17 protein-coding genes and 4 tRNA genes are annotated in these 20,709 nt (G+C 67.6%); 6 read left to right on the top strand and 15 right to left on the bottom strand.

All coding sequences use genetic code 11. The features are described from left to right. Positions 1-86 precede the first annotated feature (86 nt). Complete coding sequence (locus BDK63_RS08965) at positions 87-851, top strand: UDP-2,3-diacylglucosamine diphosphatase (protein ID WP_183331054.1); 765 nt, start codon at positions 87-89, stop codon at positions 849-851. Here BDK63_RS08965 and BDK63_RS08970 read toward each other — a convergent pair. The 11 genes from BDK63_RS08970 to BDK63_RS09020 all read right to left on the bottom strand — a co-directional run bounded on the left by BDK63_RS08970 (position 840) and on the right by BDK63_RS09020 (position 11,346). After that, the gene (locus BDK63_RS08970; protein WP_183331056.1) at positions 840-1,883 is read right to left on the bottom strand and encodes a CobW family GTP-binding protein; all 1,044 of its coding nucleotides are present in this window, start codon (positions 1,881-1,883) and stop codon (positions 840-842) included. The genes BDK63_RS08965 and BDK63_RS08970 overlap by 12 nt on opposite strands. Positions 1,884-2,077: 194 nt before the next feature. Then, positions 2,078-3,895 carry a SurA N-terminal domain-containing protein gene (locus tag BDK63_RS08975; RefSeq protein ID WP_183331058.1) on the bottom strand — a complete coding sequence of 606 codons (1,818 nt, stop codon included), beginning with the start codon at positions 3,893-3,895 and terminating at the stop codon, positions 2,078-2,080. A 198-nt stretch (positions 3,896-4,093) separates the two neighbouring features. Beyond that, positions 4,094-4,366 (bottom strand): HU family DNA-binding protein, encoded by a 273-nt coding sequence (locus BDK63_RS08980; protein ID WP_183331060.1) that lies wholly within the window; start codon positions 4,364-4,366, stop codon positions 4,094-4,096. 177 nt (positions 4,367-4,543) lie between these two features. After that, a complete protein-coding gene (gene lon, locus BDK63_RS08985) occupies positions 4,544-6,949 on the bottom strand; it encodes an endopeptidase La (RefSeq protein WP_183331062.1) in 2,406 nt (801 codons plus the stop codon). Positions 6,950-7,151: 202 nt separating this feature from the next. Continuing rightward, entirely contained in the window at positions 7,152-8,435 is a 1,284-nt protein-coding gene (gene clpX / locus BDK63_RS08990; protein ID WP_183331064.1) for an ATP-dependent Clp protease ATP-binding subunit ClpX, read from the bottom strand. A 124-nt stretch (positions 8,436-8,559) separates the two neighbouring features. Beyond that, positions 8,560-9,180, bottom strand: coding sequence for an ATP-dependent Clp endopeptidase proteolytic subunit ClpP (gene clpP, locus BDK63_RS08995; RefSeq protein WP_183331067.1), 621 nt, complete (start codon positions 9,178-9,180; stop codon positions 8,560-8,562). A gap of 88 nt (positions 9,181-9,268) precedes the next feature. Then, positions 9,269-10,621, bottom strand: a complete 1,353-nt coding sequence (gene tig / locus BDK63_RS09000; RefSeq protein ID WP_183331069.1) for a trigger factor — start codon at positions 10,619-10,621, stop codon at positions 9,269-9,271. Positions 10,622-10,900: 279 nt separating this feature from the next. Further along, positions 10,901-10,975 (bottom strand) — tRNA-His (locus BDK63_RS09005). A gap of 31 nt (positions 10,976-11,006) precedes the next feature. Continuing rightward, a tRNA-His gene (locus BDK63_RS09010) sits at positions 11,007-11,081 on the bottom strand. A gap of 43 nt (positions 11,082-11,124) precedes the next feature. Beyond that, positions 11,125-11,201, bottom strand: a tRNA-Arg gene (locus tag BDK63_RS09015). A 68-nt stretch (positions 11,202-11,269) separates the two neighbouring features. Continuing rightward, positions 11,270-11,346: transfer RNA gene (locus BDK63_RS09020), tRNA-Pro, on the bottom strand. Positions 11,347-11,560: 214 nt separating this feature from the next. On the opposite strand from BDK63_RS09020, the gene folD reads away from it, so the two are divergent. The 3 genes from folD (at position 11,561) to BDK63_RS09035 (ending at position 14,372) form a co-directional block, all read left to right on the top strand. Beyond that, positions 11,561-12,424: a bifunctional methylenetetrahydrofolate dehydrogenase/methenyltetrahydrofolate cyclohydrolase FolD gene (gene folD, locus BDK63_RS09025; RefSeq protein WP_183331071.1), complete on the top strand. Its 864-nt coding sequence runs from the start codon at positions 11,561-11,563 to the stop codon at positions 12,422-12,424. Between the two features lie 258 nt (positions 12,425-12,682). Continuing rightward, positions 12,683-13,429 carry a 5'-methylthioadenosine/S-adenosylhomocysteine nucleosidase gene (gene mtnN / locus BDK63_RS09030; protein ID WP_183331073.1) on the top strand — a complete coding sequence of 249 codons (747 nt, stop codon included), beginning with the start codon at positions 12,683-12,685 and terminating at the stop codon, positions 13,427-13,429. Between the two features lie 31 nt (positions 13,430-13,460). Beyond that, positions 13,461-14,372: an alpha/beta hydrolase gene (locus tag BDK63_RS09035; protein WP_183331075.1), complete on the top strand. Its 912-nt coding sequence runs from the start codon at positions 13,461-13,463 to the stop codon at positions 14,370-14,372. Between the two features lie 6 nt (positions 14,373-14,378). Here BDK63_RS09035 and BDK63_RS09040 read toward each other — a convergent pair whose 3' ends face one another. Both BDK63_RS09040 and pyrC read right to left on the bottom strand, forming a co-directional pair. Beyond that, positions 14,379-15,296: a DMT family transporter gene (locus BDK63_RS09040; RefSeq protein WP_183331076.1), complete on the bottom strand. Its 918-nt coding sequence runs from the start codon at positions 15,294-15,296 to the stop codon at positions 14,379-14,381. 72 nt (positions 15,297-15,368) lie between these two features. Beyond that, positions 15,369-16,409, bottom strand: coding sequence for a dihydroorotase (gene pyrC, locus BDK63_RS09045; RefSeq protein ID WP_183331078.1), 1,041 nt, complete (start codon positions 16,407-16,409; stop codon positions 15,369-15,371). A gap of 142 nt (positions 16,410-16,551) precedes the next feature. Here pyrC and BDK63_RS09050 point away from each other — a divergent pair, with 142 nt between their 5' ends. Together BDK63_RS09050 and BDK63_RS09055 are read left to right on the top strand one after the other, a co-directional pair. Beyond that, entirely contained in the window at positions 16,552-17,442 is an 891-nt protein-coding gene (locus BDK63_RS09050; protein WP_183331080.1) for a DMT family transporter, read from the top strand. A gap of 40 nt (positions 17,443-17,482) precedes the next feature. After that, on the top strand, positions 17,483-17,905 hold the full coding sequence (locus BDK63_RS09055; protein ID WP_183331082.1) for a hypothetical protein: 423 nt from the start codon (positions 17,483-17,485) through the stop codon (positions 17,903-17,905). Positions 17,906-17,920: 15 nt separating this feature from the next. Here BDK63_RS09055 and BDK63_RS09060 read toward each other — a convergent pair whose 3' ends face one another. Both BDK63_RS09060 and aptA read right to left on the bottom strand, forming a co-directional pair. Continuing rightward, positions 17,921-19,162, bottom strand: coding sequence for an NAD(P)/FAD-dependent oxidoreductase (locus BDK63_RS09060; protein WP_183331084.1), 1,242 nt, complete (start codon positions 19,160-19,162; stop codon positions 17,921-17,923). A gap of 96 nt (positions 19,163-19,258) precedes the next feature. Then, positions 19,259-20,539: an omega-aminotransferase AptA gene (gene aptA, locus BDK63_RS09065; RefSeq protein ID WP_246385997.1), complete on the bottom strand. Its 1,281-nt coding sequence runs from the start codon at positions 20,537-20,539 to the stop codon at positions 19,259-19,261. Positions 20,540-20,709: the final 170 nt, after the last annotated feature.

A 20,709-nucleotide genomic window follows, 5' to 3' on the forward strand; every position in this document is an offset into this window, starting at 1 on the left:
TCCCGCGGCTACCCGCCCCACGCCCGCCTCGCGCGGGCGTGTTGCCTTTCCTTCCGTAGATGCCCGCCAGACCACAAGAGCCGACCATGACGACCCTGCTGATTTCCGACCTACACCTGCACCCCGGCGCCCCCGAGATCACCGAAGGGTTCCTGCGCTGGCTCGAGGAGCGTGCCTGCGGCAGCGACGCCCTCTATATCCTCGGCGACTTCTTCGAGGCGTGGATCGGCGATGACCTGCTCGACCTGGCGGGCCACGACCCCACCGGCAACGCCGACCTGGCCGTGCGGATCGCCCGGGCGCTGAAGCGCCTGGCAGACGATGGCACCGCCCTCTACCTGATGCACGGCAACCGCGACTTCCTGCTGGGAGAGCGCTTCGCCGAGCAGGCCGGTGCCACCCTGCTACCCGATCCCAGCCTCGTCGAACTCGGCGGCAGGCCCGTCCTGCTGATGCATGGCGACAGCCTCTGCACCCGCGACGAGGCCTACCAGGCCTTCCGCGCCCAGGCCCGCCACCCGCTCTGGCAGGAGCAGGTGCTGTCGATGCCGATCGACCAGCGCATCGCCCTGGCCAGGCAGCTGCGCGAGCAGTCCGGGGAGGCCAACTCCAACAAGGCCGAGGACATCATGGACGTGACCCCGGACGAAGTGGTGAAGGTGATGGCCAAGCACGGCGTGACGACCCTCATTCACGGCCACACCCATCGCCCCGCGGTGCATGAACTGACCGTCGGTGACGTCCCCGCCAGGCGCTATGTGCTGGGCGACTGGCAGCCGGGGCGAGGCTGGGAGATCGTCATCGACGACCATGGCGAGCCTCGACTGCAGGAGTTTCCGCTAGGCGGTTGAGGATGGCGTCGCCCGGCAGGCCTCCAGCGACGCCTCCAGGGCGTCGGCATCCGGGAGGCGCCCTGCCTCGCCGATCAGCTCCAGCCGCGAGTCGCGTCGCCAGGCGCTGTCGGTCAGGCTGACGGCGCCTGCGGCGCGGTTATAGAGCTTCCAGCCGGCGTCGGTATGCAGCACGCCCTTGACCCGCAGCCCGGCGGGCAGCTCGCCCAGCACCAGGGCCAGCCGATCCAGATCGAAGGTATCGCTCGGATGCCAGCGCCACCCCAGGGTGGCATGGCCGAGCGCCTCCCCCTGCTCCCGGGCTGGGCGGCCCGGCTGTGGCGCCACCACGGCGAAGTCGTCCAGCACCACGCTGCCGGCCGCCGCCTGGCGCAGCTGCCGGTGAGCATCGCTGTCGCCCGCGACCCCGCCCGGGGGGAGCTCGCCAGATACCATCAGCCGCGCCAGCGGCAGCGCCCCATGGGGCGCCTCGGCCACCCAGCGCTTGGCAGGCCATAGCTCACCGAGCCACGCCCGCGCCGCCGCCCGCTGCGCGGGCGTTGCCAGGTCGGTCATGGTCAGCGCCACGCCATCGGCCAGGGTCAGCTGGTCGCGGAAGGTCTCGTGCTCGCATACGCGCGGGTCGTCCAACCGCCTCGGGTCGAGCACCGCAACGATCTCCTGGAGCGACAGCACCCCGGCAAAGGCCTCGCCGCGCAGCACCTCGAGGAGTCCGGCGGGATGCCCCAGCCCCGAGGGTTCGATGATCAGCCGGTCCGGACGATGGCGATGCAGCAGGTTGACCAGGGTCGCCTGCATCACGAAGGCCAGCTGACAGCAGAGACAGCCGCCCGGCAGCCCCTTGACCACCAGATCCTCGCGTTCGGCAAACATCGCCTGATCGATCCCCACCTGGCCGAACTCGTTGATCACCACCACCCAGCGCTCACCCTCCGGCTTCTGTTCGATCAGGCGATGGATCAGGGTACTTTTCCCGCTGCCGAGAAAGCCGGTGATCAGGTGGACGGGGATATTGGCCAGGGGGGCGGGCATGGGGAGTCCTCTCGAAAGCCGGGAATGTTACACCATAACATAAGGGCCAAGGCCGAGCGCCGCAGGATGATGTCATGGCCATGACTGGCGTCAATAAAGAAACCCCGCCGATTTGAACCGACGGGGTTTCCCGTTTTCATCCTCGACACCTGCCGCCCGTCACCGAGCAGCTGGGCGCCGGGCGCTAGGCGCTATCACCGCTGGATATCGGCCTTCTCGCGCAGGTCGTCCAGCAGCCCCCGGATGGCGGCCTGGGCACGCAGTCGCTCGGCCATGCTGGCGACGAACTGCTCCACCTGGGCGTCGACCTCGCCCTCCTCGACGCGCTCCAGGGCGATCAGCACCACCTCGTCACCGTCGACTGCGTGGCCATAGACCGGCGCCTCCCCCTCGGGTGCCGGCAGGCGGAAGGCCGCCTCCACCAGGGCGTTGGAGAGTCCCCGGGATTGCTGGCGAGCCACGCCCTCGGCCTGCTGCCAATCGATGTCGAGCGACTCGCCGGCACGCAGCGCCTCGACGCGCTCGGCCGCCAGCGCCACCAGGGCATCCCGGCGCAGGGAGGCCTCGACGCTGGCCTCGACGCGCTCCCGCACCTCCTCGAGAGGCAGGGTCGTGGCGTCACGATGGTCGGCGACACGCAGCACCATGCGCCGATCGTTGTCGAGCTCGATCACCTCGCTGTTGAAGCCCTCCTCCAGCACGTCGGCACTGAAGGCTTGCGACATCACGCCCGGCTCCGAGAGCACCCCGTCGGCCCCGTCTCGGGAGACCCAGTCGCTGGTCTGCAGCTCCAGGCCGATGTCATCGGCCACGCTCTGCAGGTCGTCGGCGGCGAAACTCTCGTCGATCAGTCGCTGAACACGCTCGTTGAACTCGCCGCTCACCCGCGACACGGCCAGTTCGCGGCGCAGCTCGTCGCGCATGGCCTCGAAGGGCTCCCGCTGCAGACTGGTGACCTGGAGCAGGTGAAGGCCGTTGTCCGTCTCGACGATATCGGAGACCTGCCCCTCGTCCAGGGAGAAGGCGGCATCGTCGAAGGCATCGCCGAAGAAGCCCGGGCTGATCACGCCCAGGTCACCGCCCTGTTCCGCCGAGACGGCGTCATCCGACACCTCGGCCGCCAGCTCGGCGAAGGACTCGCCGTCATCGAGACGCCCACGCACGGCCTCCAGCTCGGCCACGGCCTCATCACGGCTGCGCTCGCCGTTGAAGGTCAGCATGATGTGGGAGATGCGACGATCGGCGTCGCGAGTCCGCTCCTGCCAGGCGTCGTGCAGGGCCGACTCGTCGATCTCGACCTGCTCGGCCATGGCCTGGCGATCGATGATCACGTACTCGAGGCGGACCTGCTCGGGGCGACGGTAGCTGTCGGCGTTGGCCTCGTAATAGCGCTGCAGCGCCTCCTCGGACGCCTGGACCTCCGCCTCGAGGTCATCCGCGCCGAGCGTATGGTGGCGGAAGCTTCGGGCCTGGCGCTGCAGGGCCGCCAGGGTCTCCTGCTCGCTGGGCAGGGTGAAGTCGCTGAAGGCCAGGCCCTGCTGCAGCTGCTGGCGCTTCATGTCGACGCGCAGCTCCTCGCGGAAGGCCACCGGCGTGTAGCCGGCACTGGCCAGGCGGTTGCGAAAGAGCTCGCTGTCGAAGCGGCCATCCTGATCCTGGAACTCCGGCAGCGAGACGATGATCTGGTCGAGCTGCTCCTCGGAGAGATGCAGGCCGCCCTCCTCCGCATACTGGGTGAGCAGCCGGTCGGTGATCAGCTGGTCGAGCATCTGGGCACGCAGGGCGCGCTCCTGCTCGGGCGGCACCTGGCCGCTGCGGATCGCGCGCTGGACCTCGAGCTCCAGCTGCTGGCGGGTGATGGGCTCGCCATTCACCTTGGCAATGTCATCACCACCGCCGCCGAACAGTCCCACCAGGGACTCGACGCCGAACAGCGCCATGGTGACGACCACGGCCCCGACGATGATCTTGGCGCCCCAGCTCCGGGAGCGGTCTCGAATACTTTGCAGCATGCAGGCCTCGGCAGATGAAAGTGGCGACTGTGATTTCGGGAACGCGCCACATTATACGCGTCACGCGCCTGCTGGCGACCACCGGCGGATGGCAGTGGCCGCCTCCATGGCGCACGACAAACGAAGACAGGCGCACCGCCGGGGGCGATGCGCCTGTAGGAAGATCAAGCGTCGGATCGGCGAACGGGTCGCGTCACTTCAATTGACGGAGTCCTTGAGCGCCTTGCCGGCCTTGAAGCTCGGCACCTTGGCAGCGCTGATCTCGATCGGCTGGCCGGTCTGCGGGTTGCGGCCGGTGCGCGCAGCGCGCTCCTTGACGGCGAAGGTACCGAAGCCCACCAGCGACACGCTCTCGCCCTTCTTCAGGCTATCGGTGACGGTGTCGACCATGGCGTCCAGGGCACGGGCAGCGGCTGCCTTGGGAATGTCGGCAGACGCAGCGATGGCTTCGATCAGCTCGGATTTGTTCACACTTCACCCCTTGACTATTTCGGAATTTGGCTCTAATCGGCGCAGCTTTTCAACCGGCAGACGCGATCACAGCATGGCGCAATTTATAGCAATGCGATGAAAGGACTGTCAAGCAACCTGCGGCGCCAGCCCCCACCATGACGGGCTTCTGGCACCGACATGGTGGAGAAATTATCGTTAGTGCGTGCTGATCATCGACGGTGAGGAGGTGGTATCGTCCGGGCGGGATTCCTCGCTGGGCTCTTCCGCTCTCTTCGCCAGCGCCACATCCAGCACCTCATCGATCCAGCGTACCGGCCTGATGTCGAGGGCATCCTTGATGTTGTCCGGTACCTCCTTGAGGTCACGGCGATTTTCCTCGGGCACCAGCACGGTCTTTATACCACCGCGCCGTGCGGCCAGCAATTTCTCCTTCAGCCCGCCGATCGGCATCACCTCTCCGCGCAGGTTGACCTCGCCGGTCATGGCCACGTCGCAACGCACCGGGCGGCCAGTATAGGCCGAGACCATCGCGGTCACCATGGCGATGCCCGCGCTGGGGCCGTCCTTGGGCGTCGCGCCCTCCGGGACGTGGATGTGCAGGTCCTCCTTCTCGAAGCGCTCGGGATCGATGCCTAGCGACAGGGCGCGGGCGCGCACCACGGTATGGGCCGCACTCACTGACTCCTTCATGACATCGCCCAGCGAGCCGGTCTTGTTGATGCGCCCCTTGCCCGGGGTCACCACCGACTCGATGTTGAGCAGCTCGCCCCCCACCGACGTCCAGGCGAGACCGGTGACACGACCCACCTGGTCCTGCTGGTCGGCCAGCCCATAGCTGTAGCGACGCACGCCGGCATAGGCCTCGATGTCGGCCGCGGCCAGCAGCTGGGGCGCCTGGGCGCCCTCCTTGCCCTCCTTCTCGAGGCGCTCGCGCAGCACCTTGCGGCATACCTTGGCGATCTGGCGCTCCAGCTCCCGCACCCCCGCCTCGCGGCTGTAGTAGCGGATCAGCTCAAGCAGCGCCTCGTCGGAGAACTCGAGCTCCTCCTCCTTGAAGCCGTTGGCCTTGAGCTGCTTGGGTACCAGGTAGCGCCGGGCAATGGCCAGCTTCTCGTCTTCGGTATAGCCGGGGAGCCGGATCACTTCCATCCGGTCGAGCAGCGGGCCGGGAATGTTCATCGAGTTGGCGGTGCAGATGAACAGCGTCTCGGAGAGATCGTAGTCCAGCTCCAGGTAGTGGTCGCTGAAGGTATCGTTCTGCTCTGGGTCCAGCACCTCGAGCAGCGCCGAGGCCGGATCGCCACGGTGGTCCATGCCGATCTTGTCGACCTCGTCGAGCAGGAACAGCGGGTTCTTGACGCCGGCCTTGGCCATGCGCTGGATCATCTTGCCCGGCAGCGAGCCGATATAGGTGCGACGGTGGCCGCGGATCTCCGACTCGTCGCGCACGCCGCCCAGTGCCAGGCGCACGTACTTGCGGTTGGTCGCCCGGGCGATGGACTGTCCCAGCGAGGTCTTGCCGACACCGGGTGGCCCCACCAGGCAGAGCACCGGCCCCTTGAGCTTCTTGACCCGCTTGTGCACGGCCAGGTACTCGAGGATGCGCGCCTTGACCTCGTCGAGGCCATAGTGATCCTCGTCGAGGACCTTCTGGGCATGCACCAGGTCATGCCGTACCCGAGTCCGCTTCTTCCACGGCACCGACACCAGCCAGTCCAGGTAGGAGCGCACCACCGTGGCCTCGGCGGAGTTCGGCGACATCATCTTCAGCTTGCCGAGCTCCTGGGTGGCCTTGTCGCGAGCCTCCTTGGGCATCCCGGACTCCTCGATGGCCTGCTCGTACTTCTCGGCCTCGTTGGGCACGTTCTCGAGCTCGCCCATCTCCTTCTGGATGGCCTTCATCTGCTCGTTGAGATAGTACTCGCGCTGGGACTTCTCCATCTGGTCCTTGACCCGCGAGCGGATGCGCTTCTCCACCTGGAGCAGGTCGATCTCCGACTCGATCAGCGCCATCAGGTGCTCGATACGATCGCGCACCCGGTCCATCTCCAGCAGCTGCTGCTTGTCGTCGATCTTCAGCGACAGGTGGGCGCAGATGGTGTCCACCAGCCGGCTGGGGTCCTCGATGCCCGACAGCGAGTTGAGCACCTCGTTGGGGACCTTCTTGGACATCTTGACGTACTGCTCGAACTGGTTGAGCAGCACGCGGACCAGGGCCTCCTGCTCGCGCTCGCTGAGAGGCTCACTCTCGCGCAGCACGGCATCGGCGCGGCTGTATTCCGCGTCCTGGTGAATCTCGCCCACGTCGGCGCGGGAGACCCCCTCGATCAGCACCTTGACGGTCCCGTCGGGAAGTTTCAGCAGCTGCATGATCTCGGCCACGGTGCCGATGGCAAACAGGTCCTCGCTGTCCGGATCATCCTTGCTGGCCTCGCGCTGGGCGACCAGCAGCACCCGCTTGTCGGCGCTCATGGCCGCCTCGAGGGCCTGGATCGACTTCTCCCGGCCGACGAACAGCGGAATGACCATCTGCGGGTAGACGACCACATCCCGCAGCGGCAAAAGGGGCAGACTCAGGGTCTGTTCGGCGTTCTGCTGCATCGCAGACGTTCCTCAACAAAAACGGATGGATATCGTTGGAATGGGGGCAGCAAGGCGTCTTTGCAAGGCGCCTGGAGCGCGAAGGCGGGCCGGGCCCAAAAAAAAGCGGGAGCGGTTCCACCGCCATGCGCCACTCCATCCGGGACGGCACATGGTCAAGGGAGTCGCTCCCGCGTCGGGGCCTCTGCCCCGGGGCTCTGGCTCAGCCGTCGGTGCCGTCGACCCGGGCCGCTTCCTGCTGCTGAGAGTAGATCAGCAGCGGCTCGCTCTCGCCGGCGATCACCGAGGCATCGATCACCACCTTGCTCACCCCCTCCAGGGAGGGAATCTCGTACATGGTATCGAGCAGCACCGATTCCAGGATCGAGCGCAGCCCGCGGGCGCCGGTCTTGCGGGCCATGGCCTTGCCGGCAACGGCCCGCAGGGCATCCTCGCGAAACTCGAGCTCGACGCCCTCCATCTCGAACAGCTTGGCATACTGCTTGATCAGGGAGTTCTTGGGCTCGGTGAGGATCTGGATCAGCGCATCCTCGGTGAGCTCGGTCAGGGTGGCAATGACCGGCAGGCGCCCGACGAACTCGGGAATCAGGCCGAACTTCACCAGGTCCTCGGGCTCCACGTCGGCCAGCAGCTCGCCCACGCCGCGCGACTCGTCCTTGCTCTTCACCTCGGCACTGAAGCCGATGCCACCCTTCTCGGCACGGTCACGGATCACCTTGTCCAGGCCGGCGAAGGCACCGCCGACGATGAACAGGATGTTGCCGGTGTCGACCTGCAGGAACTCCTGCTGCGGGTGCTTGCGGCCGCCCTGGGGCGGCACCGAGGCAGTGGTGCCCTCGATCAGCTTCAGCAGCGCCTGCTGCACGCCCTCGCCCGACACGTCGCGGGTGATCGAGGGGTTGTCCGACTTGCGCGAGATCTTGTCGATCTCGTCGATGTAGACGATGCCGCGCTGGGCCTTCTCCACGTCGTAGTCGCACTTCTGCAGCAGCTTCTGGATGATGTTCTCGACATCCTCGCCCACGTAGCCCGCCTCGGTGAGGGTGGTCGCGTCGGCGATGGTGAACGGAACGTTCAACAGGCGCGCCAGGGTCTCGGCCAGCAGGGTCTTGCCGCTGCCGGTCGGTCCGATCAAGAGGATGTTCGACTTGCCGAGCTCGACATCGTCGTTCTTCACCTCGGACCGCAGGCGCTTGTAGTGGTTGTAGACCGCCACCGACAGCACCATCTTGGCGCGGTCCTGGCCGATCACATAGTCGTCGAGGGTGTGACGAATCTCGCGGGGAACGGGCAGGCGCTCCTCGTCGCTCTCGGCATCGGCATCGAGCACCTCCTCGCGAATGATGTCGTTGCAGAGGTCGACACACTCATCGCAGATATAGACGGACGGGCCGGCAATCAGCTTGCGCACCTCGTTCTGGTTCTTGCCACAGAACGAGCAGTAGAGCAGCTTGCCGCCTTCGTCCTTGCCTTTGCCGTCGGCCATTCGCATACCTCTTCTCAAGTTGGCGATGGCGCCACCCGGCCAGACCGGGTGACCCACCGCCGAGCTCACAACGGCGGCGCGGGGCCGCCGGGAACGGTGTCAGGGCGTGATAGGAATCACGCTATCAGGATGTCGGCCGCTTATCCAGCACGGCATCGATCAGGCCATACTCGGCGGCCTGGCTGCCGTTCATGAAGTTGTCGCGGTCGGTATCCCGGGCGATGGTCTCGATGTCCTGGCCGGTGTGGTGAGCCAGGATCTGGTTGAGCTTGTCACGGATGCCGAGGATCTCGCGGGTGTGGATCTCGATGTCCGAGGCCTGCCCCTGGTAACCCCCCAGCGGCTGGTGGATCATCATCCGCGAATTGGGCAGGCAGAAGCGCTTGCCCGCCGCCCCGCCGGCCAGCAGCAGGGCTCCCATGCTCGCCGCCTGGCCGATGCACACGGTGGAGACGTCGGGCTTGATGAACTGCATGGTGTCGTAGATCGACATGCCGGCGGTGACCGAGCCCCCCGGCGAGTTGATGTACAGGTGTACATCCTTGTCGGGGTTCTCGGACTCCAGGAACAGCAGCTGCGCCACCACCAGATTGGCCATATAGTCTTCCACCGGCCCCACCAGGAAGATCACACGCTCCTTGAGCAGGCGGGAATAGATGTCGTAGGCGCGTTCGCCGCGGGCGCTCTGCTCGACCACCATCGGCACCAGGCCGCCGGCGTTCTGAATATCGAACTCGTTGCTCATCTGTGTGATGTCCTTGCATCCGATGAATGGAAGCGTGGGGCGCCAAGGGCACGGCTCACGGCGCGCCCTCGGCGAAGGGAGGGGCCGATCAGGCCTTGCTCTCTTCCTCGGCGTTCTCTTCCTCGTCGGCCTCGGCCTGCTGCTGGGCAGCCGCCAGGACCTCCTGGTAGGTCATGGTCACGTCCTTGACGCTGGCCTGCTCGAGCAGCTTGTCGACGGCCTTCTCCTCGAGGATCGCGGACTTGACCTGGGTCTTCATCTGCTCGTTGCCCATGTAGTACTCGACCACCTGGGAGGGCTCCTGATACTGCTCGGCCAGCTCCTCGACCTTGGCCCGGATCTCGTCGTCGGTGGCATCGAGCTCATTCGACTTGATCACCTCGGCCAGCAGCAGGCCGACCTGGACACGGCTCTTGGCCTGCTCGGCGAACAGCTCGTTGGGCAGCTGGGAGACATCGAAGTCCTCGCCCAGGCCGAACTGCTGGGCCGCCTGGCGCTTCAGGCCGTCGGTTTCCTGCTGGATCAGCGCCTGGGGCACGGGAATCTCGTTGGCCTTCTGCAGCGCCGTCAGCACCTGCTGCTTGACGCGGTTGTCGACGGCCTGGCTCGCCTCGCGAGTCATGTTACGGGTGACCTCGGCGCGGAACTTCTCCAGATCGCCATCCTCGACGCCAAACTTTGTCACGAAATCGGCATCCACCTCGGGCAGGGCCTGGCCGCTGACCTTGTGCACGGTCACCTTGAAGGTCGCTTCCTGGCCCGCCAGGTGCTCGGCCTGGTAGTCCTCGGGGAAGGTGACCTTGATCTCCTTCTCCTCACCGGCCTTGGCACCAACCAGCTGCTCCTCGAAGCCGGGGATGAAGCTGCCGGAGCCGATCACCAGGTTGTGGCCTTCGGCACTGCCGCCCTCGAAGGGCTCGTCGCCCAGGAAGCCCTGGAAGTCGATGGTCAGCTGGTCGCCATCATCGGCGGCACGCTCGACTTCTTCCCAGTCGGCGTTCTGCTTGCGCAGGGTCTCGATCATCTCGTCGACATCGGACTCGGAAACCTCGACCACCGGGCGCTCGACCTCGGTGCCCTCGATGGAGGCGAGCTCGATCTCGGGGTAGATCTCCAGGGTCGCGACGAACTCGAGGTCCTTGCCGGACTCGTTGACGGTCGCCTCGATCTGGGGGAAGCCGGCCGGGTTCAGCTCGTTCTCGGAGATGGCGCGCACGTAGCGCTCGCGCATCACTTCGCCCACGACCTCATTGCGCACGTCGCGGCCATAACGCTGACGGATCACCGACATCGGCACCCTGCCCTTGCGGAAGCCGTCCATGCGAACGTTCTTGGCGGCATCCTTGAGACGGGCGGCGACGGCCTCGTCGACCTCGGCGGCCGGCACCTGGACGGTGATGCGGCGTTCGATCTGGGAGGTCGTATCGACGGAAACTTGCATGAATTGTCCTCTACCGACTGGGGCGTTCTGTTGAATGCGTGGAAAAGATCAAGGGGGTGATTTTATGAATCCCGCCCGGCACTGGCAAGCGCCATGCCCATCAGATGGGGGCGGCGCGCCACATTACAAGCCCTGCCCCGGAAGAATGCCGACGGAGCGACGCCGCCCGGGGCCGCATCGCGGACGGCGGGCACGGGAAAGGGCGACTCGCCGGATAAGGCAGCCTGGACGAGACGAAATGAGAAGAAAGACAAGGAAAGAGTGTCGGGCACAAGGGAGTGGGGTGGATGATGGGGATCGAACCCACGACCACCGGAGCCACAATCCGGGGCTCTACCACTGAGCTACATCCACCACTGCCTTGAACAACTGACGGATATCGAAATGGGGTGGATGATGGGGATCGAACCCACGACCACCGGAGCCACAATCCGGGGCTCTACCACTGAGCTACATCCACCATTTCGATACTCGCTCTACCGACCGGCGCCCCTCTGGCGAGATGGCGCGCCCAGCAGGACTCGAACCTGCAACCTACGGCTTAGAAGGCCGTTGCTCTATCCGGTTGAGCTATGGGCGCATTCTACGTCCCAGGTCGCCGGACCGCAACCCTTAGATCGAATTTTTCGCACTTCAATCAACAGGTTGTGGTCGGAGTGGAGGGATTCGAACCCCCGACATCCTGCTCCCAAAGCAGGCGCGCTACCAGGCTGCGCTACACTCCGCCGGTCATCAGGCGGCCCTGACGCCACCGCAGGGGCCTCGTCGAGCGCTGCGTATTCTACGTGACTTTCCTCCCGGGTCAAGCGTGAAGGCCGCCACGGCGCCCGCCGAGCGCTTTGTTTCGGCGCCCCGGCATGCGAAAATTGCCCACCGCAGTGTCGCCACGCGGACGCGTCCCGTGCCCGCGCCATCCACCCTACCGTCAGAGGAAGCTCGATGACCGCCCAACTGATCGATGGCAAGTCCATAGCCGCCCGAGTCCGCCAGCAGGTTGCCCGCCAGGTGCAGGCGCGCCGCGACAACGGGGGCCGAGCACCGGGACTTGCCGTGGTGCTGGTGGGCGAGGATCCCGCTTCTGCCGTCTATGTGCGCAACAAGCACAACGCCTGCGTCGAGGCCTGCATCGAGTCCTTTCGTCACACGCTGCCTGCCGATGCCACCCAGGCCGAGCTGGAGTCCCTGGTCGATCAGCTCAACGCCGATCCGCGCGTCGACGGCATCCTGGTGCAGTTGCCGCTCCCGGCCCACCTCGATGCACGCCCGATCCTCGAGCGGATCCGCCCGGACAAGGACGTCGATGGCTTTCATCCCTACAACCTCGGCCGCCTGGCGCAGCGCCTGCCGCTGCTGCGCCCCTGCACGCCCAAGGGCGTGATGACCCTGCTGGAGCAGAGTGGCCTGGCGGTGCGCGGCCTGGACGCTACCGTGGTCGGCGCCTCGAACATCGTCGGCCGCCCCATGGCGCTCGAGCTGATGCTGGCCGGCTGCACCACCACCGTCTGCCATCGTTTTACCCGCAACCTCGAGGAGCACGTCCGCCGCGCCGAGCTGCTGGTCGTGGCGGTCGGCAAGCCCGGACTGGTCAAGGGCGAGTGGGTCAAGGAGGGGGCCATCGTCATCGACGTGGGGATCAACCGTCAGGATGATGGTCGCCTGGTCGGTGACGTGGACTTCGCGACCGCCGCCGAGCGGGCCGGCTGGATCACCCCGGTCCCCGGCGGCGTCGGCCCGATGACCGTGGCGACCCTGCTCGAGAACACGCTGCAGGCCGCTGACCTGCACGATGCGGGGGAGCGATAACGGGAACCGGGTGACCCTCCGAGGGTCCGAGAGTGCGTCAGGGGTGGTCAGGCGAGTCCTGCGCGGGGCAGCGCAATGGCTGTCTCCGGGTGTTTTCGCTAGAATGCGCGCCCTTCCCCACCTTCACCGATTCGCGAGGTCATGCATGAGCGATAGGACGATGAATGTCGAGAGCTTCAACCTGGACCACGCCAGGGGCGCCAAGGCGGTTGCCCGCGGCTTCCTCGCCAAACGCAACGAATGGACGGAAATCTTCGCATGAAGCGCATCGGCATCATCGGCGCCATGACCCAGGAGGTCGAGCACCTGGCTTCCCTGCTGGACGAGCGCAGGACCCGCACCCACGTGGGCTCCACCTTCCACAGCGGCCTGCTGCATGGCATCGAGGTGGTGATCCTGCAGTCAGGCATCGGCAAGGTGAACGCCGCCGTGGGCACGACCCTGCTGCTCGACATGTACCGTCCCGAGGCGGTGATCAACACGGGGTCGGCCGGCGGGTTCGGTGAGGGGCTGGAGATCGGCGACATCGTGGTCTCCAGCGAGGTGCGCCACCACGACGTGGATGCGGTGGTCTTCGGCTACGAGCACGGCCAGGTGCCCGACATGCCGGCGGCCTATCGGCCCGACCCGCGCCTGGTGACGATCGCCCGCGAGTGCGTCGAGTCCCTCGGCGAGGTTCGCGTGGTGGAGGGGCTGATCGCCACCGGTGACGTCTTCATGGCCTGCCCCGACCTGGTGTCGAAGACCCGCACGCGCTTCCCGACCATGCTCGCCGCCGAGATGGAGGCCGCCGCCATCGCCCAGACCTGCCACCTCTACGGCTGCCCCTTCGTGGTCATCCGCGCCCTTTCCGACATCGCCGGCGGCGGCGACAACCACCTCTCCTTCGAGCAGTTCCTGACCCAGGCCGCCACCCATTCGGCCCACATGGTCGAGGCGATGGTGGCCAGGCTGGCGAGGCTGAACGCCGATGCACCGGCCGACACGCTCACCGAACGCGCCTGAGCGCATCGCCAGGGCAGGCGGTGCGCCGCGGATGAAGGGCGTGGCGCTGGCCCTGGCGATGGGCATTGCCCTGCTGGCAGGGGGTTGCGGCACCACTCACCTGGCAGCGCCTGCCGACAGCGGATCGATCGGCGCGGAGCAGCAGCCCCCGGCGCTGCCCTTCCGATCGCTGCCGCGCCAGGCCTACACCCCAAACGACTGGCCCGAGACGCTCGAGGCCGAGGTCAACCTGCCGGAAACTCGGGGCAACGGGCTGCGGCCGGCCGCCCTGATCGTCCACGGCGGAGGATGGCAGAATCGCGGGCCGGAGGACATGGGCGGCATCGCCGAACAGCTGGCCAGCCGCGGCTTCGTGACCCTCAACATCGAGCACCGCTTCGCCCCGGAATACCGCTTCCCCGCCCAACTGCACGACCTTCAGCGGGCCATGGCCTGGCTGCATGACAACGCCGAGGCATGGCGGGTCGACACCGACCGCATCGTCGGCGTGGGCTTCTCCTCGGGCGCCCACCTGGTCAGCCTGCTGGCCCTGTCCGGCAGCGCTGGCGAGCTGGCCGCGCCCCATGGCGGCGACCATGCGCGCCTCGCCGCCGTGCTGGCAGGTGGCCTCCCCAGCGATCTGTTCAAGTTCCCCGACGGTCGCCTGGTGGTGGAGTTCCTCGGCGGCACCCGCGCCGAGGTGCCCGAGCAGTATGCCCTCGCCTCCCCGGCCCGGCAGGTCCGCCCCGGCGCCCCGCCCTTCTTCCTGTTCCACGGCACCTGGGACCGCCTGGTCCCGCTCGACCATGCCACCGACTTTCGCGCCGAGCTCGAGGCCCGGGGCGTGGAGAACGAACTCTACCTGCAGCATGGGCGCGGCCACTTCCTCAGCTTCCTGACCCGGGGCAGCGCCATCGAGGCCGGCATCGCCTTCCTGGAGCGCCAGGTCAACGGCACTGATTGACAGGCGTCAGGAGCCTTCCAGCCCCCGCGACGGGCGACGCAGCTCCAGGCGGCGCTCGTAGAGCCCCTTGGTGACCAGCGTCCCCAGCACCAGCACGCCGCCCACCAGGGCCAGGGGCGCCGGCTGCTCGGCGATGATCCACCAGGCCAGGAAGGTCCCCACCACCACCTCCAGCAGCAGCAGCAGACCGACCTCGGCGGCGGGCAGGTAGAGCGGTCCCCGCTGCAGCAGCGTCACGCCGCTGGGCACGATGACCAGGCAGAGCAGCAGCACGATGGCCAGGGTGCTGGCGGGAGGCATGGCCACGCCTCCGCCACCCGCCACCAGCACCAGCAGCGCCCCGCTGCCGACGATCACCCCGTTGAAGGTCAGCATCGGGCTCATGTCGATGCCCGGACGCCGCCGGCACAGGGTGAAGTTCAGCGCCAGGGTCGTGGCCGCCAGCAGCGCGAATCCGTTACCCACCCAGGAGCCGGCCCCCACGTCATCCACCACGATCATGGCGATACCGGCCATGCAGACCCAGATCGCCAGCCAGGTTCGCCTGGGCAGGCGCTCCTTGAGAATCAGCCGGGAGAGCCCGGCGGCAATCAGCGGCGCACTGGCCAGGATCAGCAGCACATTACCCGCGCGGGTGTACTGGTTGCCCAGCACGAAGCCGCAGGTGGTCAGGCTGAACAGCAGCGCCACCGCGATACCGGTTCCCCCGCAGCGCCGATAGGCCGCCAGCAGCCCGCGCCCGTGGCGTGCCAGGGCGATCAGCAGAAAGCCCAGCGCCGAGAGGTAGCCTCGCCACATCAGGATCTCGGCATCGGGCAGGTCGGCCAGCTTGATCAGCAGCGCGTCCGGGGCCATGATCAGCGCCCCGCCTCCGGTCAGCAGCAGCCCCTGCTGCCGGTGGGAAAGACTTGGCAACACACTCATGGCGTCTCTCGTTCTGGCAGCCCGGGTGAAGGTAACGGTATAAGAAGTGGTGCCCTGACAGGGCAGCAGCGCCTAGCCCTCGACCAGCTTCCACTCCAGGGTCTCGCCGGACATCAGCGGCACGATGCGCTGGCCACCGGCATAGGGCAGCGACTTGGGCAGCTGCCAGGGCTCGCGGACCAGGGTGACGCTGTCGGCGTTGCGCGGCAGGCCATAGAAGTCGGCCCCGAAGTGGCTGGCGAAGCCTTCCAGGCGATCCAGGGCGCCCGCCTGTTCGAACGCCGTGGCATAGAGCTCGATGGCGGCCGGTGCGGTGTAGGCTCCGGCGCAGCCGCAGGCGCTCTCCTTGTCACCCTGGGCGTGGGGCGCGCTGTCGGTGCCGAGGAAGAACTTCGGGCTGCCGGAGGTGGCCGCGGCCAGCAGCGCCTGGCGGTGCCGCTCGCGCTTGAGGATCGGCAGGCAGTAGTAGTGGGGACGGATGCCGCCCACCAGCATATGGTTGCGGTTGAACAGCAGGTGGTGAACGGTGATGGTCGCCGCCACGTTGGCGGGCGCGGCGGCCACGAACTCGGCGGCATCGGCGGTGGTGATGTGCTCGAACACCACCTTGAGGTCCGGATGCCGCTCCAGCAGCGGCTTCATGACCCGCTCGATGAACACCGCCTCGCGGTCGAAGATATCGATGTCGGCACTGGTCACCTCGCCATGCACCAGCAGCGGGATACCCAGCCGCGCCATGGCGCCGATCGCGCCGTCACAAAGCGAAAGATCGGTCACCCCGGAGTCGGAGTTGGTGGTGGCCCCGGCCGGATAGAGCTTCACGGCGTGGACCAGGCCGCTGGCGTGGGCGCGCTCGATCTCCTCGGCGGGGGTGTTGTCGGTGAGGTAGAGGGTCATCAGCGGCTCGAAGGCGCTGCCCTCGGGCAGCGCCGCCAGGATACGCTGGCGGTAGGCCAGCGCCTGCTCGGTGGTGGTCACCGGCGGCCGCAGGTTGGGCATGATGATGGCGCGCCCCATCTGGCGGGCCGAGGCGCCGACCACGGCGGCCAGGGCCTCGTCGTCGCGCAGGTGGAGGTGCCAGTCATCGGGGCGGGTCAGGGTCAGTGAGGTCACGGCGGGTCCTGTCTCGGCTGGAACGTTCTCGGGCGTCTGCCCAGTATACCGGAAGCCCCCGGCCAAGGCTGCCGGACGGCGCAGACGGCAGGCCCTTTGCCTGCTAACATTGTCGTCCCCATCTCCCGTCGCCCGGTGCCCCATGTCCGACCCCATCGTTCGCGCCCCGCTGCGCGCCGACCTGCTCCTGCTGCTGGTGACGCTGCTGGCGGCCTCGGGCTGGATCTTCTCCAAGGAAGCGCTCAACGGCCTGCCGCCGCTGCTGTTCATCGGCAGCCGTTTCCTGCTTGCCGGCCTGGTCCTCGCCGCCTTCGCCGGGCCTGCCCTGAGGCGCCTTTCGTGGCGCAACCTCCTGGCCGGGGCCGGCGTCGGCGTGCTGTTCAGCGGGGCGCTGACGCTGTGGATCCTGGGCCTCTACCACTCACACCACCTCGGCGAGAGCGCCTTCATCAACAGCCTCGGCATCCTGCTGGTGCCGGTGATGGCGAGGCTGCTGTTCGGTGACCGGCCGCCGCGCACCACCTGGATCGCGCTTCCCGTGGCCCTGATCGGCTTCGGCCTGCTCTCGCTCAACGCCGGCTTTCGCATCGAGCCGGGCCAGTGGCTGATCGCCGGCTCGGCGGTGCTCTTCTCGCTGCTGATCAACACCAACTCGCGCGTGGTGCGTCGGCTGCCGGCCCTGCCCCTGACGGTGCTGCAGCTGGTCACGGTGGGCCTCGTCCTGGGCCTGGCGTCGCTGGCCGTGGAGCCCTGGCCATCGCGCGTCGACGGGATCACCCTCGGCTGGCTGGCCGCCAGCGTCCTGCTGGCCAGCACCCTGCGCTTCTTCCTGCAGGTGCACGCCCAGGGGCTCACCACGCCCAGCCACGCCGCCGTGATCCTGATGCTCGAGGCGGTCTGGACGGCCCTGCTGGCCGCCGCCTGGTATGGTGAGACCATGACCGTGCTGCAGCTGGCGGGATGCGGGCTGATCTTCGCCGCCCTGCTGATCAATCGCTGGTACTGGGTGCGCAAGCTCTTCACCCGGCGCTGAATTCCCGTATCATGCCGGCAGACCAACCGAGGGAGAGACCATGCCGAAGGTGCGCCGCTATGCCGATCTGGTAGCCAGCCTGGCGGGGCTGATGTGGCTGGTGGTGTTCTGGTCGATCAGCGTCTCCGCCCGGATCGGCAGCGTCGAGCCCACCATGACCGCCCTGCTGCTGCTCGGCACCCTGGTGCTGGTGAGCTTCGTGCATCGCCCGATCCGGGTACTGCTGCGCCGCTACCATGTGCGCAAGCGACGTACCGAGATGTGGATGCACATCCTGGCCCTGCCGCTGACGCTGGCCTTCCTGATCGGCGTGGTCGTCGAGGTCCTGTTCACTCCGCTCAGCGGCGAGCAGAAGGTCCTGCTGTTCAACATCCTGGCGACCGCCGGGTGGCTGATGTTCGTCATCACGCTGCTGGCCAAGCTGGCCCTCCACCAGCTCAAGCGTCGCCGGGCCCGCCGCTGACGGCGGGCCAAACGTTCAAAAGCGGTTGGCGCGGAAGGGCGTCATGTCCACCTCCAGCGTCTCGCCGGCCATCATCTGACTGAGCAGCCGCCCGGTGGCCGGCCCCAGGGTGAAGCCCTGGTGGCCGTGGCCGAAGGCCAGCCACAGCCCCGGCTGATCGGGCGCCGGCCCGATGACCGGCTTCATGTCCGACGTGCAGGGGCGCGCCCCCTTCCAGGGCTCGGGATCGCGGCGTTCCCCCAGCGGGAACAGCCGGCGTGCCACCGCCTCGGCGGCCGCCAGCTGGCGATGGTGGGCAGGCGCTTCGAGGCGCTCCAGCTCGGCGCCGGTGGTGAGGCGGATCCCCGCCCGCATCGGGGCCAGCAGGTAGCCTACCTCAGCGTCCATCACCCAGTGGTTCAGTCGGGCCTCGCCCACGACCGCATAGTGCATGTGGTAGCCGCGCTTGACGAACAGCGGCACCGCGATGCCCAGCTTGCCCAGCCAGTTCTCCGACCAGGGCCCCATGGCCATCACCACCTGTTCCCCCTCCAGGGCGCCCTCCGTGGTGGTCACCCGCCAGCCGGCCCCCACCCGTGCCACCGCCTGGACCTCCGCCTGCATGACATGCCCCCCTTCGGCCTGGAAGGCCTGGGCATAGGCTTGCACCAGACCGCCGGGATCGTCGGCCGTCCACGGCTGGGTCCAGTGGATGGCGCCGGCCAGCTCCTCGGCGAGGTCCGGCTCCATGGCGGCCAGGGCGGCAGGATCCAGCACGCGGTACTCGACGCCGAAGCGCTCGGCGTTCGCTTCGGCCTCGCGGCAGCGCTCGGCCAGGCCACCGGCGGTGCGATAGGCCTCCAGCCAACCCTGCTTGCGGATCAGCGACTCGGCGCCGGCCGCCTCGATCATCGGTGCGTGGGCGTCGAGGGAGAGCGCAATCAGCGAGGCATATTCCGGCACGATGCGCGCATAGCGACTCGGCGAGGAGTTCTGCCAGTACCTGAGCAGTGGACCCGCGGCGCTGACCATGCCGCCGGGACGGTAGCGGATGTCCACCTGGCGATTGGGCAGTACCCGCATCAGCGTGGCCAGGTCGCGGGGAAAGGCGTAGGGCCGAACCGCCTCGCGCTGGATGATGCCGGCATTGCCGAACGAGGTCTCGCGACCGGGCTCACGCCGGTCGACCAGGGTCACGTGCTGCCCCCGCCTGGCCAGGTGCCAGGCCACCGACACGCCGACCATGCCGGCCCCCAGAACGATGATCTCGCGCGACATCTCGGCCACTCCCTGCAGGTGAAAACGCGCAGGCCCCGCGGGAGCGGGGCCTGCAATGGTCATAGTCTAGCAGCCCTCGATGGGCTGCCGATGGACTCACGTCAATCTGTCCAGGGTGCCGGCCACGGCATCGAACAGGCGCTCCAGTTCCGCCTCGGTGGTGCCGAAGGGCGGACCGAACTGCAGGGTGTCGCCGCCATAGCGCACGTAGAAACCCGCTTCCCACAGGGCCAGGTGGGCATCGCGGGGGCGCACGGTGGGATCCCCGTCGCGGGGCGCCAGCTGGATCGCGCCGGCCAGGCCATAGTTGCGGATATCCACCACGTGGGAGCACCCCTTCAGCGCATGGAGCCGGGCCTCGAAGGCCGGGGCGATGGCCCGCACCTGCCCCGGGAAGTCCTCCTGCTCGAACAGATCCAGGGCCGCCAGGGCGGCGGCGCAGGCCACCGGATGGGCGCTGTAGGTATAGCCGTGAGGAAACTCGATGGCATGCTGCGGGCCGCCGGCATGCATGAAGGTATCGAAGATCTCGCCGGAGGCGATCACCGCCCCCATGGGCACCGCCCCGTTGGTCAGCTGCTTGGCCACGGTCATCAGGTCCGGCGTCACCCCGAAGGCCTCGGCCCCGGTGCGCGCCCCGCTGCGCCCGAAGGCCGTGATCACCTCATCGAAGATCAACAGGATGTCATGGGCGTCGCAGATGGCCCGCAGGCGCTCCAGGTAGCCCTTTGGCGGCACGATCACCCCGGCGGAGCCCGACATCGGCTCGACGATCACCGCGGCGATGTTGGAGGCGTCATGCAGGGCGATCTGCTCGAGCAGCGCATCGGCCAGTTCGGCGCCGGTCTCGGCCTGCCCCCGGGTGAAGGCCAGGTGCGGCTGCAGGGTGTGGGGCAGGTGGGTGACGTCCATCAGCTGGCCGTAGTGCTTGCGGTTGCCGCCGATCCCCCCCAAGCTGGTGCCGCCGATGTTGACGCCGTGATACCCCTTGGCACGGCCGATCATGCGGGTCTTCTCGGGGCGCCCCTTCAGCCGCCAGTAGGCCTTGGCCATCTTCACGGCGGTATCGGCCGACTCAGAGCCGGAATCGGTGAAGAACACATGGTCGAGCCCCGCCGGCGTCAGGCTGGCCACCTTCTCCGCCAGCTGGAAGGCCAGCGGATGAGACACCTGAAAGCCCGGCGCGTAGTCGAGCTGTCCCAGCTGACGCGACACGGCCTGCTGAATCTCGACCCGATTGTGGCCGGCACCGCAGGTCCAGAGCCCCGACAGGGAGTCGAACAGCCTTCGCCCGTGATCATCGATGAAGTAGCGCCCGTCGGCGCCAGTGATCACGCGCGGGTTGGCGTGGAAGTCACGGTTGGCACTGAACGGCATCCAGTAGTGACGGTTGAGAGCGACGGAGGTCGGCGCCTCCTGCTCCAGCCCGACCTCGGTGGCCGGCTCGTCCGGGTACAGCGGCCGCGTTTCCAGCATCTCCTCGCCTCCTCTGACAGTCTCGATACGGGATCCCCACTCGGCCCGTTTCCCTCAGCATGGACCCGCCA

It is taken from the genome of Halomonas campaniensis (assembly GCF_014193375.1).
Taxonomy (GTDB): Bacteria; Pseudomonadota; Gammaproteobacteria; order Pseudomonadales; family Halomonadaceae; genus Halomonas; species Halomonas campaniensis.